The 15,430-nt window shown below is 68.9% G+C and carries 16 protein-coding genes; 11 read left to right on the forward strand and 5 right to left on the reverse strand.

Annotated features, from left to right (window positions below):
- Positions 1 to 77 precede the first annotated feature (77 nt).
- The 3 genes from G6018_RS14885 to G6018_RS14895 all read left to right on the forward strand — a co-directional run bounded on the left by G6018_RS14885 (position 78) and on the right by G6018_RS14895 (position 2,809).
- Positions 78 to 596, forward strand: coding sequence for a nuclear transport factor 2 family protein (locus G6018_RS14885; protein WP_182640034.1), 519 nt, complete (start codon positions 78 to 80; stop codon positions 594 to 596).
- 2 nt (positions 597 to 598) lie between these two features.
- On the forward strand, positions 599 to 1,504 hold the full coding sequence (locus G6018_RS14890) for a TIGR03619 family F420-dependent LLM class oxidoreductase (protein ID WP_182640035.1): 906 nt from the start codon (positions 599 to 601) through the stop codon (positions 1,502 to 1,504).
- 465 nt (positions 1,505 to 1,969) lie between these two features.
- The gene (locus G6018_RS14895; RefSeq protein WP_179524567.1) at positions 1,970 to 2,809 is read left to right on the forward strand and encodes a type IV toxin-antitoxin system AbiEi family antitoxin; all 840 of its coding nucleotides are present in this window, start codon (positions 1,970 to 1,972) and stop codon (positions 2,807 to 2,809) included.
- A gap of 266 nt (positions 2,810 to 3,075) precedes the next feature.
- Here G6018_RS14895 and G6018_RS14900 read toward each other — a convergent pair whose 3' ends face one another.
- A complete protein-coding gene (locus G6018_RS14900; RefSeq protein ID WP_182640036.1) occupies positions 3,076 to 4,080 on the reverse strand; it encodes an alpha/beta fold hydrolase in 1,005 nt (334 codons plus the stop codon).
- A gap of 169 nt (positions 4,081 to 4,249) precedes the next feature.
- Positions 4,250 to 5,494: a cytochrome P450 gene (locus tag G6018_RS14905; RefSeq protein WP_182640037.1), complete on the reverse strand. Its 1,245-nt coding sequence runs from the start codon at positions 5,492 to 5,494 to the stop codon at positions 4,250 to 4,252.
- Positions 5,495 to 5,664: 170 nt separating this feature from the next.
- On the opposite strand from G6018_RS14905, the gene G6018_RS14910 reads away from it, so the two are divergent.
- The 3 genes from G6018_RS14910 to G6018_RS14920 all read left to right on the forward strand — a co-directional run bounded on the left by G6018_RS14910 (position 5,665) and on the right by G6018_RS14920 (position 7,920).
- The gene (locus tag G6018_RS14910) at positions 5,665 to 6,831 is read left to right on the forward strand and encodes a steroid 3-ketoacyl-CoA thiolase (RefSeq protein WP_182640038.1); all 1,167 of its coding nucleotides are present in this window, start codon (positions 5,665 to 5,667) and stop codon (positions 6,829 to 6,831) included.
- 1 nt (position 6,832) lies between these two features.
- Positions 6,833 to 7,420, forward strand: a complete 588-nt coding sequence (locus G6018_RS14915) for a GNAT family N-acetyltransferase (protein ID WP_182640039.1) — start codon at positions 6,833 to 6,835, stop codon at positions 7,418 to 7,420.
- A gap of 80 nt (positions 7,421 to 7,500) precedes the next feature.
- A complete protein-coding gene (locus G6018_RS14920) occupies positions 7,501 to 7,920 on the forward strand; it encodes a nitroreductase family deazaflavin-dependent oxidoreductase (RefSeq protein WP_182635238.1) in 420 nt (139 codons plus the stop codon).
- Positions 7,921 to 8,173: 253 nt separating this feature from the next.
- Here the strand turns inward: G6018_RS14920 and G6018_RS17160 are convergent, their stop codons facing one another.
- Positions 8,174 to 8,638, reverse strand: a complete 465-nt coding sequence (locus G6018_RS17160) for a hypothetical protein (protein WP_182691428.1) — start codon at positions 8,636 to 8,638, stop codon at positions 8,174 to 8,176.
- On the opposite strand from G6018_RS17160, the gene G6018_RS14925 reads away from it, so the two are divergent.
- Entirely contained in the window at positions 8,637 to 9,884 is a 1,248-nt protein-coding gene (locus tag G6018_RS14925; protein ID WP_182691430.1) for a hypothetical protein, read from the forward strand. The genes G6018_RS17160 and G6018_RS14925 overlap by 2 nt on opposite strands.
- Before the next feature lie 109 nt (positions 9,885 to 9,993).
- On the opposite strand, the gene G6018_RS14930 is transcribed toward G6018_RS14925, so the two are convergent.
- Both G6018_RS14930 and G6018_RS14935 read right to left on the reverse strand, forming a co-directional pair.
- A complete protein-coding gene (locus tag G6018_RS14930; protein ID WP_182640041.1) occupies positions 9,994 to 10,911 on the reverse strand; it encodes an SDR family oxidoreductase in 918 nt (305 codons plus the stop codon).
- 29 nt (positions 10,912 to 10,940) lie between these two features.
- A complete protein-coding gene (locus G6018_RS14935; RefSeq protein ID WP_182640042.1) occupies positions 10,941 to 11,714 on the reverse strand; it encodes an SDR family oxidoreductase in 774 nt (257 codons plus the stop codon).
- Between the two features lie 78 nt (positions 11,715 to 11,792).
- On the opposite strand from G6018_RS14935, the gene G6018_RS14940 reads away from it, so the two are divergent.
- Genes G6018_RS14940 through G6018_RS14955 form a run of 4 tightly spaced genes read left to right on the forward strand, consistent with a single transcriptional unit; the run spans position 11,793 to position 15,374 of the window.
- The gene (locus G6018_RS14940; protein WP_182640043.1) at positions 11,793 to 12,587 is read left to right on the forward strand and encodes an enoyl-CoA hydratase family protein; all 795 of its coding nucleotides are present in this window, start codon (positions 11,793 to 11,795) and stop codon (positions 12,585 to 12,587) included.
- Positions 12,584 to 13,513, forward strand: coding sequence for a CoA transferase subunit A (locus G6018_RS14945; RefSeq protein ID WP_182640044.1), 930 nt, complete (start codon positions 12,584 to 12,586; stop codon positions 13,511 to 13,513). Before G6018_RS14940 ends, G6018_RS14945 begins: the two co-directional genes overlap by 4 nt.
- On the forward strand, positions 13,513 to 14,295 hold the full coding sequence (locus G6018_RS14950; RefSeq protein ID WP_182640045.1) for a CoA-transferase: 783 nt from the start codon (positions 13,513 to 13,515) through the stop codon (positions 14,293 to 14,295). Before G6018_RS14945 ends, G6018_RS14950 begins: the two co-directional genes overlap by 1 nt.
- Positions 14,292 to 15,374, forward strand: coding sequence for a nitronate monooxygenase (locus tag G6018_RS14955; protein ID WP_182640046.1), 1,083 nt, complete (start codon positions 14,292 to 14,294; stop codon positions 15,372 to 15,374). The genes G6018_RS14950 and G6018_RS14955 overlap by 4 nt, the downstream gene beginning before the upstream one ends.
- The last annotated feature ends 56 nt before the right edge of the window (positions 15,375 to 15,430 follow it).

The following is a 15,430-nucleotide window of genomic DNA, read 5'->3' on the forward strand; positions in this document are numbered from 1 at the left end:
CTCGGCCACGCCTACGGCGGCGGGTCCCAGTACTTCTCCATGTGGGTTGTGGGGACCGACCGTCCGGAGCGTCACTCATGAGCAATCCGTACCTGGATGAGACCGGCCAGTATCGGCCTCTGGAGATGAGCGACGCCGCCCTGGCCAGTCCCGCCTTCGCCGCCGCGCGCCGCTCGTGGGCCGCGACCAACGCCGGCGACCGCGATGCCTGGATCGCCGGATGGTCTCCCGAGGGCACCATCGAGGATCCCGTGGGTCCGTCGATGTTCGACGCCGAGGGAATCGGCCACACCGGCACGACGCGACTCCTGGAGTTCTGGGAGAAAGCCGTGGCCACCCCGGACCACATCGAGTTCCGCTTCGATCGGGGGATCGCCGCGGGCGACGAACTGCTCTGCGTCGGCACCATGCGCACCCACATGGGCTCCAGCATCATGGAGATCGACATCGCCGTGGACTACCGCGTCGACGCCGACGGTCGTCTGGTCTCCCTTCGCGCCTTCTGGGAGCAGGACGTGGCCATGGCCTCGGGACTGCGGCCGCTCACCGACGACGACAGGGCCGCCATCGCCGGCGCCGCCGGAAAGGGCCAGTGACCATGGGCCGCGTAGTGGACGCCGAGTTCTCCGTCCCCATCTCCTTCTCCCCCGTCGATCAGATCATCGATATCGCCCGCGGTGCCGAGGCCGCCGGCTTCGACCGGATCGTCCTGCCCGACTCGCTGTTCCACCCGCGACGCCAGGACGAGGACTACCCGTACACCCCCGACGGCTCGCGGATGTGGGACGAGAACACCCAGTGGGTGGAGCCGCTCATCGCCTCCGCGGCCATGGGCGGGGCCACCTCGACCATCCGCTTCTGCCCGCAGGTGCTCAAGGTCGGCCCGCGCAATCCGCTGTTGCTCACCAGGCAGGTGGCCTCGGTGGCGTTGCTCACCGGGAACCGCTTGGACCTGGGCGTGGGCATCGGCTGGGACCCCAACGAGTTCGAGTGGTGCGGCGCGCCGTTCAAGGGCCGCGGCAAGCGCACGGACGAGTCGCTGGCGATCATGCGCCAGGCCCTGCGGGGTGAGTGGATGGAGTTCCACGGCCAGCACTTCGACTTCGACGAGCTGATCTTCACCCCCGCGCCCAGCGAGCAGGTGCCGTTCTACGTGGGCGGACACACCGAGATCGCGCTCAAGCGGGCCGCGCGCGTGGGCCAGGGCTGGACCAGCGCCATGATGGGTTACGACGAGATCGTGGCCACCGTGACGCGCCTGGGCGAGCTCCTCGAGGCCGACGGGCGCTCACTGGCCGACCGCGGCGACGGCAAACCCTTCGCCATCCAGGTGGTGTGCCTGGACCGCTTCGGCACCCGGGGCTTCACGGAGCTGGCCGAGGCCGGGGTCACCGACATCATCGTGATGCCCTGGATGGTCGACGGCCACGGGTTCGACTGCTCCACCGAGCAGAAGCTCGAATCCATCGCCGCCTTCGGCGAGAAGTACGGTCTCGGTTCCTAGCCCTGCCCAGGTCTCGTCAGCCCCCGGCCAGCCTGCCTGGCGGACATACCCCCGCGGTTGGCGGACATGCCCCCGCGGTTGGCGGACTTGCCCCCGCGGTTGGCGGACTTGCCTCCGCGGTTGGCGGACTTCTCGTGCGATTCCGGGCCCATTTTGGCACCTCCTGCCCGCCAGCTGAGGAAGCATGTCCGCCAACTCGGGGAGCGGGTCCGCCCGGTCTGCCGGACCGCCACGTGAGCCCGGCGGACTGAACTCGTCGTAGTTCCTGTGAATCGTCGTCATTCCTGTCCACATGGACGTCGTCACCCGCCGGTCGACACGTGATGACCGGTCAGGATTGGCGCCATGAGACGCGACCGGCGATTCCGAGACACCCGGCCTCCCACCCCGCTCCCCGCCTCGTTGGCGGATGCGGTTGCAGGCGGGCAGCCATTCGCGGCGAGCCAGGCTCTCGAGACCGGACTGGTGACGAGATACGCGCTCCGATCGGCGTTCAGAATGATCGTCCCCGGTGTGTACGCCGCGAAGGGGGCACGGCTGAGCAGGTGGGACTTCATTCGTGCGGTCGACATCTGGGCGCCTGCAGACGCGGTGATCGGAGGGTGGTCCGCCGCGTACCTCCATGGGGAACACTGGTACTCGACAGAGCGGGGCAACGGCGTCGTCGATGTCTTCACCTCAGCCGAGCCCCGCGTGCCGACCGGGGTTCGGGAGCGCCGGCTGCGGCAACCCATCCCGGCCGCGGACGCGTGCGAGATCGGCGGAGTACGAATTACCGCACCAGCCCGAACCGCGGTCGACGTGGCAAGGTGGTCCACTGGCGCTGATCGGAGGATCTGCATCGTGGACTCCGTGTGCTTCGCCACCAACACCAGCGTGCGCGCGGTTGCCGACGCTGCAACGCGGATGCCCGGCCAACACGGGGTCTCGAGGGTGGTTCGACTGCTCGACGCCTGCGACGCGGACGCGCACTCTCCGCAGGAGAGCCTCCTCCGGCTCAGAATCGAGCGCTCTTCACTGCCTCAGCCTGTCTCGCAGTTCGAGATATGCGAACCGTCGGGGCATCTCCTCACAATTGCCGACCTCGCGTACGCCCGCGAGAAGGTCGCGATCTTCTACGACGGCAGGCATCACGGAGATCCGGAACAGTGGCGCCGGGACCTCCGGATCACCGCTCGGTTGGCGGACCTTGGCTGGCAGGTCGTCCGTGTGACAAAGGGAATGCGCCCGGAGGAGGTCATCGGCCATATCGCGAGTGCCCTGACCCGCGCCCGACGAGACCTCCAGCACCTGACTTCATCCTGAACGAGCCCTCGCGTGGCAGCTGGCGGGCACCCCACCTCGCTTGGCGGCCATGTCCTCGCCGTTGGCGGACACCCCTCGCAGCTGGCGGACCCGATATGCGAAAACCGGGCCTGAAACGCGAAAAATGTCCGCCAACCCGAAGCCCCTGTCCGCCAACCGGAAGCTCGTGTCCGCCAACCAGGCTCGGAGCAGTCGAGGGGCGTGCTGGAGAGGTAGTCGGGTGCGAGCTCGGGCGGGGGCGGGGTGACATGCGCCTGCCGAGTGCCTCAGGCAGGAACGGCGGCCGCGATGTCCGCCAGGCAGGCGAGGATCTCCCGGTTGGTGTCCTCCGTGGCCTCCAGGTGCATGAGATGCCCCGCCGGTGAGGAGATCGCCCGGACCATCCGCACATCGTCGTGATGACGCCCCAGCTTAGAGAGCGGATCCCGGCCGTGGAAGCCCTCGAGGTCCGGGTCGTGCTCGGAGTAGAGGAAGTAGAACGGGACGGGGTTGGTCTGCCGCTCGAACTCCTTGCGCGCGAACCACGACACGTCCATCGCCCGGTACCACTGCAGCGGGCCGGCGAACCCCGTGCGGGCGTACTCGGCCTCGTAGGCGTCCATCTCCTCGACGGACAACCACGGCCACGGCAGCGGCGGCGCCTCGGGCAGTGCCTCGAGATAGGTCGACCCCGGGGGGTGCTGCCAGACGTCGAGGTAGTGGTACTCCGCGGACAGGGCGTAGAAGACCCGGGTGAGGAACTCCCGCTCGCGACCGGCGAGATCGGCCTCCGCCACTCCCGGCTGCGTGAAGTAGTTCAGGTGCAGGAAGTGCTTCTCGGCCATCATCGCCGAACCCTCCAGCGGCGGCACCGACCCGGCGGTACCCATGAACGGGTTCTCCATCCCGATCACCGCGCGCACCCGCCCCGGTTCCAGATGGCAGGTGTCGTACGCGACGCCCGCGCCGAAATCGAAGCCCACCACCACCACGCGCGCCGCACCCTCGGCGTCGCACACCGCCAGGACGTCGTCGACCACCTCGCGCGGCGAGTAGGCCTGGACGTCGGCCGGCGCATCCGAACCACCCATGCCGCGCAGGTCGGGCGCGATGACCCGCCACCCGGCTGCGGCGAGGACGGGGATCATGCGGTGCCAGGTGAACCAGAAGTGCGGGAAACCGTGGAGGAGGACCACGGTGCCCGGGGGGCCGTCCGCGGGTGCCGGCTCCGGTTCGGCGACGACGTAGTGGAGACGAACGCCGTCGCGGTCGACGTGGCGGTGGTCGAGCATGCCCTCCACCCTGCCTTCTCCCGCATCCGCCCGACGAGGTTCGGCCGAATCGATGGAGCCTCCCGGGAAGACGACGACGAGGCCTGCCCTGAGATGACCGACGGCCCCGACCCGGCCTGGCGAGAAGGCGGAGTCGGGGCCGTGGGCCGAGCGGCGTACCGGGATCAGATCAGCGCATGACCGGGCACTTGTAGTCGACCGACCACTCGGTGATGCCGTTGAGCCACCCCGAGCGGATGCGGGACGGCTCGCCGAGCGCCTCGAGGTTGGGGAGGTGATCGGCGATGGCGTTGAAGATCAGTTCGATCTGCAGCCTGGCCAGGTTCGCCCCGATGCAGTAGTGCGGGCCGTTCCCGCCGAAGCTCAGGTGCGGGTTGGGGTCCCGGAGGATGTTGAACGAGAAGGGGTCTTCGAAGACGTCCTCGTCGAAGTTCGCCGAGCCGTACATGATGGCGGCGCGGTCGCCCTTCTTCATGGTCACGCCCCCGATCTCGACGTCCTCGGTGGCGGTGCGCTGGAACGAGGTGATCGGCGAGGCCCAGCGGAGGATCTCGTCGTAGGCGGTCGCGGGGCGCTCGGCCTTGAACAGCTCCCACTGGTCGGGGTTGTCGAGGAAGGCGATCATCCCGTGCGTGGTGGCGTTGCGGGTGGTCTCGTTGCCTGCCACGGCCAGCAGCACCACGAACCAGCCGAACTCGTCGGCGGTGAGCCTCTCACCGTCGATGTCGGCCTGGATGAGCTTGGTGACCAGGTCGTCACGGGGGTCGATCTCGCGCTTGGCCGCGAGCTCCTGCGCGTAGGACAGGACCATGGCGTTGGCCATCTGCGACTCTTCGACCTTGCCGGGCACGTCGTAGCTGGTCATCTGGTTGGACCACTCGAAGATCTGGTGCCGGTCCTCGAGGGGGATGCCGATGAGCTCGGCGATCGCCTGCAGAGGCAGCTCGGAGGCCACCTCGGTGATGAAGTCGCCGCTGCCCTTGGCGGCCGCGGTCTCGACGATGACCCGCGCCTTCTCGGCGAGGTGGTCGCGGAGCTTCTCGATGTTGCGCGGGGTGAAGCCCTTGGAGATGGTGCGCCGGTACTTCTTGTGCTCTTCGCCGTCCTGGTTGATGAACAGCAGGCGGGTCAGTTCGACGATCTCGCGCTCGGTTCCCGGTGCGAAGCGCGGGATCGCGGTGTTCTCGAACGTGGAGAACACCTCGTTGGTGCGCCGAGAGATCTCCTTGACGTCCTCGTGCTTGGTGACCACCCAGTACCCGTGGTCGTCGAAGCCGTCGGCCCCGGGCTCGTTGGAGCACCACCGGATCGGTTCGGTGCGACGGAGATGAGCCCACTCCGGATGCGGGAGCCGCTTCTCGTAGAGCTCCGGGTCCGTGAAGTCGAAACCTTCGGGGATGGTGACTGCCTGCACTGGTACTCCTTGACCGCGTCGGATGCGTCTCGTGCTCGTCGACCGACGACCCCGGGATACTGCGAACCCGGGACCCGAGCGGTAATCTAGAACACGTTCCACCCACCATACTAGAACACGTTCCCCCTGGGCACCCGATCCGTCGTGCCCGGTCATCCGGAAGGACCACCATGGGCAATCCCGTCATCGTCGAGGCCGTTCGCACCCCGATCGGCAAGGCTCGCGGCGCGTTGTCGGGCCTGCACCCCGCGCATCTGTTGGGCGCCTCCCAGAAAGAGGTCATCCGTCGCGCCGAGATAGACGCGTCGCTCGTCGAGCAGGTCGTCGGAGGGTGCGTCACCCAGGCCGGCGCCCAGGGCAACAACGTCACCCGCGGCGCGTGGCTCGCCTCCGGACTGCCGTGGCAGACCGCGTGTACGACCATCGATTGCCAGTGCTCGTCCGCGCAGCAGGCCATCCACTTCATCGCCAATCTCATCCACGCCGGAGCCATGGACGTGGGTATCGCCTGCGGGGTGGAGTCGATGAGCTGGATCGCCCTGCGCGCCGCCGTGGGTGACGGTTCCAACGGCATGCCCCGCCCCGACGACTGGACGGTGGACCTGCCGGATCAGTTCACCGCGGCCGACCGGATCGCTAACCGGCGCGGGATCACCCGTGAGCAGCTCGAGGAGCTCGGCGTCCGGTCCCAGGCCAACGCCAAGCGGGCGTGGGACGAGGGCCGGTTCGACCGTGAGACCTTCGCGGTCGACGCCCCCGAGCGCCTCAAGGACGGCACGTACACCGGCGAGACGGTGTCCGTCACCCGCGACCAGGGCCTGCGCGAGACCACTGCGGAGGCGCTCGCCGGCCTCACGCCGGTGCTCGAGGGTGGCCTGCACACCGCGGGCACGTCCAGCCAGATGTCCGACGGTTCGGCCGCGGTCCTGCTCATGGACGAGGACGTCGCCAAGGCACACGGACTCCGACCCCGCGCGCGGATCGTCCACCAGGCACTGGTCGGCGGCGAGCCCGAGTACCACCTCGACGGCCCCGTCCAGGCCACCCAACGCGTACTCGACCGGTCGGGGATGTCCATCTCCGACTTCGACCTCTTCGAGTGCAACGAGGCCTTCGCCTCCGTCCTGCTCAGCTGGGCGCAGGTTCACGGGCCGGACATGGACAAGGTCAACGTCAACGGCGGCGCCATCGCGATCGGACATCCCGTCGGTAGCACCGGCGCTAGGCTAATCACGACCGCCCTGCACGAGCTCGAGCGCACGGACGGCGACCGCGCCCTCATCACGATGTGCGCGGGCGGCGCCCAGGCCTCGGCGAGCATCATCGAGAGGATCTGACATGAGCAGCAACGCCATCGAGACAGCCGCGGCCCGCAGGAGCGAGGTCTTCGCCGCCCTCGCGTCAGTGGAGACCAGGCAGGACGCCGCAGCGGCACTGGCCGACCTCCTCTCCATCTCCTCCGAAGAGGCCGAAGACGTACTCCGGGCGCCGCTGGAGAACCTTCTGGGCCAGCCGGGCGACGCATCCGCTCCGACGGGACCGGGCGGGTTCACCCTGCACCCGTTCCGCGACTCGGAGCACCACAAGTCCCTCTTCCACTCCCGGTCCTCGGACGAGACCTCCGCGACCGGCGGCGCGTGGGACGAACAGAAGACCGAGGCCGAACTGCGCGAGGGACTGCGGCGCGTCGAGGCCGAGTCGGCCATGTGGTTCGTCGCGGTGGATACCTCTCGCGACCAGCCGGTGGGCCTGGTGTTCGGTGAGCAGATCGACGACGGCGATGTCGACGTGGCCATCTGGATCCACCCCGAGGAGCGCAAGAAGGGCTTCGGCCTGGCCGCACTGAAGGAGAGCCGACGCGAGCTGGCGGCGTTCTTCCCGGGCAAGCACGTGATCGTCCGCGCGCCGCTGCCGGGGTCGAAGTGAGCGAGAGGCATCCCGGGGTGGAGACCGGCGTGGACGATCCCCGGCGGTCCAAGCCGTGGGTCCTCGGCATCATCAAGGTGATGTCCCGGGTCAACACCTGGACGTACCGCGTCTCCGGCGGCCGTATCGGAGGCAACTGGCGGGTGGGATCGGCGTTGAAGGCACCGGTTCCGGTCTGCCTGGTGACCACGACGGGGCGCAAGTCCGGCGAACCGCGCACGGTGCCGCTGCTCCATCTCCCCGACGGTGACCGGGTCCTCCTGGTCGCCTCACAGGGCGGACTGCCCAAGCACCCACAGTGGTACAGGAACGTCCTGGTGAACCCCGAGGTCACCATCCAGGTCGGGCGGAGGACCCGGGCGATGACGGCGAGGGAGGCGACCGCAGAGGAGCGCGCCGAACTCTGGCCCCGCCTCGTCGAGCGCTACTCGGACTTCGCCTCGTACCAGGCCAACACGAGCAGGGTCATCCCGGTGGTGATCTGCGAACCGCTCGGCTGACACCGGCACCCCTACCCCGGCCGGGACCTCTCCACGCGAGAGGCCCCGGCCGCTGTCGTCTGCCCGGGATCCCACCCGGCCGCTGCGGTTCAGCCGGGCGCCCCGCGTCCGCGATCGCGTCGTTCTGGGGGTTCGTTTACCCCGTGCACAGGTGTTGACGACTGTTTATCAACCCCATATCACCTCATTGGCCACTTGCGTACCACTTCCTGAGCAAACCGTTGACACACACTCAGCCTTAGAGGATTCTCATCTAGGTGAAGCAGCCGGTCCGGCGAGCACCAGTTAGACGCGGTACCGACAGGACCACCACCATTGAGAGGACTTCTTCCGTGAACAAGTCAACAAAGGCCGCAGCCGTCGCTGCGACCGCGGCGCTCGCCATCTCCGGTGCAACCGGTACTGCCAGCGCCCAGAGCGCCCTCCCGGATTTCGGGATTATCGGCGATCTCCTCGACCCGTTTACCGGTTCCGCCGGTGACCTCGCCGGGGGATCGTCAGGCTTGAGCCCGCTCGAGGGCTCCGCATCGTTCCCCGGCTCCTCGGAGTTCCCCAGCTCGGCGGGGCTGTCGTCTGACCTTCCCGCCTTCAGCTCGGATCCCCTCGGCGGTTCCTCCGAGCTGCCCGCTCTCAGCTCCGATCCTCTCGGTGGGTCGTCTGCCTTGCCGGCCAGCTCGGACCTGCTCGGCGGCTCGTCGGAAATCGGTTCCACGGACATGGCTCCGCTCTCCACAGACCTCCTCGGGGGTTCCGCCGAGTTCGGCTCGACCGATATCGGTTCCCTCGGCATGATGCCCCTGTCCAGCGACCTGCTCGGCGGATCGGCGGAGCTTCCCGCCTCGTCGGAGCTCCCGCCGCTGTCCACCGACCTGCTCGGTGGCTCCGCCGAGTTCGGCTCCACCGACGTCGGCTCGCTCGGCATGGCCCCGCTGTCCACCGACCTACTCGGCGGCTCCGCGGGCTTCACCTCCTCGGACCTCGCTCCGCTCGTCGGCTCGGCGGGCATGGCCCCGCTGTCCACCGAACTCCTGGTGGGGTCGGGCGACGTGGGATCGACCGGCATGACGCCGCTGTCCACGGAGCTCCTCGGTGGCTCGGCCGAGTTCGGCTCCACCGAGGTCGGCTCACTCGGAATGACGCCGCTGTCCACGGAACTCGATCTCCTCGGTGGTTCTGCGGAGTTCACCTCCTCCGACCTCGCGCCCCTCACCGGTTCGGAGGGCATGGGCTCCACCGGAATGTCGCCCCTGTCGACCGAGCTCAACTTCCTCGGCGGATCGGCGGAGCTCCCGCCGCTGTCCGCCAACTTCCCGGACGGTTCCACCGCAGGGATCGGCGGCTCCGCCGAACTCGTCGGTGACGGGATCGCCGGGTCGCTGACGAACGGCTCCGCCAACCAGCTCGCCGGCTCGGTGGAGAGCAACTCCGCCGATCCGATCATCGGGTCGATCGCCGAGGGCGGGATCCTGCCGGCGCTGTCCGGTTCCATCGAGGAGGTCTCCGGATCCCTCTCGGGCAACAGTGGCTCCACGGGCCAGAGTTCGGACCTGATCACCGGTTCCACCGGCGGCAGTGCCGATGTGCTAACCGGTTCCTTCGGCGAACTCACCGAGGTCAACGGTTCACTCACCGCGCTGACCGGTTCGCTGGAGAACGGCTCCGTCCAGGGCACGTTCTCGACCAACCTCGGCTCAGAGGCGGGCGCGCTCGGCTCGCTGGAGGCTGCGGCCAGCCTCGGCGGCGAAGGCGGCTCGGGAGTCGCCCTGCTGCCGGTCCTGTCGCTGGGTGGCACGCTCGTCCTCGCGGGCGCCGCGATCAACGGAGGCGTGGCGCTCCCGGCCCTGCCGCCGATGCCCGGTCTGCCGCCGCTGCCCACGATCTGCGATCTGCCGCAGGAGCAGGTCGACCAGCTCGCGAACGCCGGATCGGTTTACGCGCAGGACTGCCCGGATCCCGAGAACTGAGTCACCTGATGCCGGGCGTCGAGCCTGGCATCAGAAAAGGAGCCCCGCACCATCACGGTGCGGGGCTCCTTCTCGCAGTTCAGGCCGGGCGCGGTTCAGGCCGGCGAGCTCAGCGAGCGCCGTACACGGGTACCGGCGCCGGGGACTCGGAGAGCAGTCGCGGGACCACCGATCCGAGCTCTGCCGGGTCCCACTTGGCACCCTTGTCCTCGGACGCGGCGCGCTGCCATCCGTTGCACACGGTGACCTTCCCGCCCTCGACCTCGAACACGCGGCCGGTGACCTCGGCCGACTCCGCCGACCCGAGCCACACGACCAGCGGCGAGACGTTGGCAGGGTCCATGGCGTCGAAGGAGCCGTCCTCCGGCGCGGCCATCTGCGAGGCCATGCCCTCTCCAGCGGAGGTGGTCATGCGGGTCCGTGCGGCGGGAGCGATGGCGTTGGCGGTGACGCCGTAGCCCTTCATCTCCGCGGCGGTCTGGATGGTCAGCAGCGCGATGCCGGCCTTCGCCGTGGCGTAGTTGCCCTGCCCCACCGAACCGAAGAGTCCGGCTCCCGACGAGGTGTTGATGACCCGGGCCTGGCGGGGGCGGCCGGCCTTCGACTCGGCGCGCCAGTACTCGGCGGCGTGCCGCAACGGCGCGAAGTGGCCCTTGAGATGGACGGTGATCACGTTGTCCCAGTCCTGCTCCCCCATGCCGACGAGCATCTTGTCGCGGAGGAAACCGGCGTTGTTGACCAGCACGTCGAGTCCCCCGAAGTGGTCGATCGCCTGCTGGACGAGTTCACGTGCACCTTCCCACGAGGAGATGTCGTTGCCGTTGACCACGGCGTCGCCGCCGGCAGCCTTGATCTCGGCCACGACCTGCTCCGCCGGGGACTCCCCCACGTCCGAGCCGTCGAGCCCGGCGCCCAGGTCGTTGACCACGACCTTGGCTCCCTCGGCCGCGAAGGCCAGGGCGTGCTCCCGGCCGATGCCGCGGCCCGCACCGGTGACGATGACGACGCGTCCGTCGCAGATTCCCATGGTTCTCCTTGGATAGTTGTTCGGTGATGTCAGGAACTGGTGTTGGCGTTGGCAGCCGAGAGGAACGCCGGCTTCTCGCCGCCACCGTGGACCAGGAGTTCGGCGCCCGTGATGTAGGCCGCCAACGGTGAGGCCAGGAACGCGGCCGCCTGGCCCACGTCCCGCGGGTCCGCCATTCGGCCCATGGGGATGGTGGCGTCGACCGCTGCCACGCCCTCGGAGTCCCCGTAGTGCATCTCGGCGAGCTCGGTCTTGACCGGGCCCACCACCACAGAGTTGATCCGCACGGCGGGCGCCCATTCGACGGCGAGCGACTGCGTGAGCGAGTCGATGCCGGCCTTGGCCGCGCCGTACGAGGCGGTCCCGGGCGAGGGCCGGTGGCCGGAGACCGACGAGATGTTGACGATCGCCCCGCCGGCCGGTTGCATCACCCGGTTCGCCTCCTGGGCCACCGTGAGCGCGGACAGCAGGTTCAACGCGATGATCTTGGAGTGGAAGTTGGCGCTGGCGTCGGCCGCCAAGGCGAACGGCGCACCGCCGGCGTTGTTGACCACCACGTCCAGCCGGCCGTGCCGTTCCACGATCCGGTCGACCATCGCGCGGACCGCGTCGGGGTCGCGGAGGTCGACGGAATGGAACTCGAGATCCGCCACGTCGGACCCGTCGTCGGCGGGGCGCCGCGCGCAGGTGACGACGACGGCGCCGGCTTCGCGGAAGACCCTGCTGATCCCCGCGCCGACGCCGCGGACGCCGCCCGTGACGAGGACGACAGTGCCCGCCAGACCCAGATCGATGTTCGACATGCGTGCTAGCCTACCAAGCAAGCGTTTGGTTAGTCACCCGACCGCTGAAGCGCAGCGGCGGCGTGCGAAGGGAGCACCATGGGCATCAGTGTCGACAAGGGAGCAGACGGCATCGCGACCGTCACCGTCGACTTTCCCCCCGTCAACGCCATCCCGTCCGCGGGATGGTTCGAACTCGGCGAGCAGATCCTCGCCGCCGGGCGCGACCCGGAGGTGCACGTGGTGATCCTCCGGGCCGAGGGCCGGGGGTTCAACGCGGGTGTCGACATCAAGGAAATGCAGGACTTCGAGGGCTTCGACCACCTGCTGGCGGCCAACCGCGGGTGCTACGTGGCCTTCAACGCCGTCTACGAGTGCGCGGTCCCCGTGATCGCCGCCGTGAACGGGTTCTGCGTCGGCGGCGGAATCGGACTCGTGGGGAACGCGGACTGCATCGTCGCCTCCGACGACGCGGTGTTCGGGCTGCCCGAGGTGGACCGGGGGGCGCTCGGCGCCGCCACGCACCTGGCGCGCATGGTCCCCGCGCACATGATGCGCACCCTGTATTTCACGTCGCGCAACGTCACCGCCCAGCAGCTCCACTCGTGGGGGACCGTCTACGAGGTGGTGCCCCGTGACCGGCTGGACGCCGCGGCGCGTGACCTCGCGGAGACGATCGCCGCCAAGGACACCCGGGTGATCCGCGCGGCCAAGGAAGCCATCAACCACATCGACCCGGTCGACGTGAAGACCTCGTACCGCATGGAGCAGGGCTTCACCTTCGAGCTCAACCTCGCCGGCGTGGCCGACGAGCACCGGGATGAGTTCGTCAAGACGGGCCGGAACCTGGACAGACGAGACAACAGATCCGAGAGGACGGGCGAGAACAAGTGACGACGACCCCCACCCCGCGCGACAAGCGCACCAGTCTCGACGAGGCCGTGGGACGCCTCTCCAGCGGCATGACCATCGGCATCGGCGGTTGGGGTTCGCGGCGCAAGCCGATGGCGCTCATCCGCGCGATCCTGCGCCGCGAGGACCTGACCGACCTCACGGTCGTCACCTTCGGAGGCCCTGACCTCGGGCTGCTGTGCTCGGCCGGGAAGGTCTCCAAGGCCTACTACGGCTTCGTCTCACTGGACTCTGCGCCGTTCTACGACCCGTGGTTCGCACGCCGCCGCACCGAGGGAGCGATCATCTCGCGCGAGATGGACGAGGGCATGGTCCGCGCCGGCCTCACCGCCGCGGCGCACCGCCTGCCGTTCCTGCCCACGCGCGCCGGTCTCGGCTCGGACGTGTTCCGATTCTGGGGCGACGAGCTCAAGACCGTCGACTCGCCGTATCCGGTGGGCGGTGAGACCGAGACGCTGGTGGCGATGCCGGCCCTGCGCATGGACGCCGCCCTGATCCACCTGGACAAGTCCGACAAGCACGGCAACGCCGCGTACACCGGCGTCGACGGCTATTTCGACGACCTCTACGCGATGGCCGCCGACACGGTCCTGCTCGAGGTCGACGAGGTCGTGGACTCCGCTGACACGTTGATGAACGAGGTCGGGCCACAGCGCATGCTGCTCTCGCGCATGTTCGTCGACACCGTCTCCGAGGCGCCGAGCGGCGCACACTTCACCTTTGCCGGCGGCTACGGCCGCGACGAGGCCTTCCAGCGGCACTACGCCTCCGCGGCCAAGGACGAGGACTCCTGGCAGTCGTTCGTCTCGGAGTTCCTCTCCGGGTCCGAGGAGGACTACCAGAAGGCGGTCACCGCGTTCGCGCAGAAGGTCGCCGCCGAGAAGGCCGCCAAGAAGGGAGCCAAGTGATGACCGACGTCACGACCCAGCCCGACACCGAGTCCGCGACCAGGGCCGAGTACTGCGCCATCGCATGCGCGGAGATCTTCGCCGGTGCCGGCGAGATCTTCGCCTCCCCCATGACGCCGATGGCCACCATCGGCGCCCGCCTCGCGCGTCTCACCACCGAGCCGGACCTGCTCATCACCGACGGCGAGTACCGCTTCCTGGCCCAGACCCCGCCGTTGGGCAAGGTCATCGACTTCGAGGGGTACATCCCGTTCCCCCGCGTGTTCGACGTCCTCCAGGCCGGCACCCGCCACGTGGTCATGGGCGCCAACCAGATCGACCGCTTCGGCAACCAGAACCTCTCGGCCTTCGGCGACGACGTCCAGAAGCCGAGCCGGCAGATGTTCGGCCTGCGCGGGGCGCCCGGCAACTCGATCAACCACGCCACCAGCTACTGGGTGGGCAAGCACTCCACCCGTGTCTTCACGGAGAAGGTCGACATCATCTGTGGCGTGGGCTATGACCGCTATCGCGAGGGCGACCCCGCGTTCCGTTTCCACCACATCCACCGCGTTGTCTCCAACCTGGGCGTCTTCGACTTCGGCGGCGCCGACCGCGGCATGCGCGCGGTGAGCCTCCACCCGGGCGTCACCGCGGACGAGGTCGCGGACAACACCGGGTTCGAGATCGAGGGGCTGGCCGAGGCGGGGGTCACCCGCGACCCGTCCGCCGAGGAGCTCCACCTCATCCGCGAGGTCCTCGACCCGCGTGGGTTCCGCGACCGTGAGGTGCCGGCCGCGTGAACGCCCCCACCATCACCACGGCTTTCACCGAACTGGTCGGAGTCGAGTACCCGATCGTCCAGACGGGTATGGGCTGGGTGTCCGGACCGGAGCTCACCGCGGCCACCGCCAACGCCGGGGGCCTGGGGATCATCGCCTCGGCCACGATGACGTTCTCGGAACTCGAGAACGCGATAGTGCGCACCAAGGAGCTGACCACTAAGCCCTTCGGGGTCAATCTCCGGGCCGATGCCGAGGACGCCGCCGAGCGGTGCGAGCTGATGATCCGCCACGGTGTGCGCGTCGCGTCGTTCGCTCTCGCGCCCAAACCGGAGTTGATCGCCAGGTTGAAGGAGAACGGTCTCGTCGTCGTCCCCTCGATCGGTGCGGCCAAACACGCCGTCAAGGTGGCCTCCTGGGGCGCCGACGCGGTGATCGTCCAGGGCGGCGAGGGCGGTGGACACACCGGACCGGTGGCCACGACGCTGTTGCTGCCGAGTGTCATCGACGCCCTCGGCGGAGCCGGGAACACCTCCATCCCCGTGATCGCGGGGGGAGGGTTCTTCGACGGCCGTGGCCTGGTGGCCGCGCTCGCCTACGGAGCCGCCGGTGTCGCGATGGGCACGCGGTTCCTGCTCACCAGCGACTCCCGCGTGCCGGATGCGGTCAAGCAGCAGTACCTGGAGAAGGGACTGCAGGACACCGTCGTCTCCACCCGTGTCGACGGCATGCCGCACCGCGTCCTGCGCACCGGCCTGGTCAACGCCCTCGAGTCGGGCAGCCCCGTCAAGGGGATGCTGGCGGCCGTCCAGAACGCCAACAAGTTCAAGTCCATGACGGGCATGAAGTGGCAGGCCCTCGCCAGGGACGGCCTCAACATGAAGAAGGCCTCCGACCGCACCTGGCAGCAGATCGTCATGGCCGCCAATACCCCGATGCTGCTCAAGGCCGGCCTGGTCGAGGGGAACACCGAGGCGGGCGTCCTGGCCTCCGGTCAGGTCGTGGGGATGATCGAGGACCTGCCCAGCTGCGACGAGCTGATCCAACGGATCATGGGCCAGGCGCATCAGCGCCTGGAGACCCTGCGGAATTTCGGCTAGAACCCCATCCGGCACACCAGCAACTCCACTACCGCACCCGCCGGCCATACAGGCCA

Source organism: Dietzia sp. DQ11-44 (assembly GCF_014145205.1).
Lineage (GTDB): Bacteria > Actinomycetota > Actinomycetes > Mycobacteriales > Mycobacteriaceae > Dietzia > Dietzia natronolimnaea.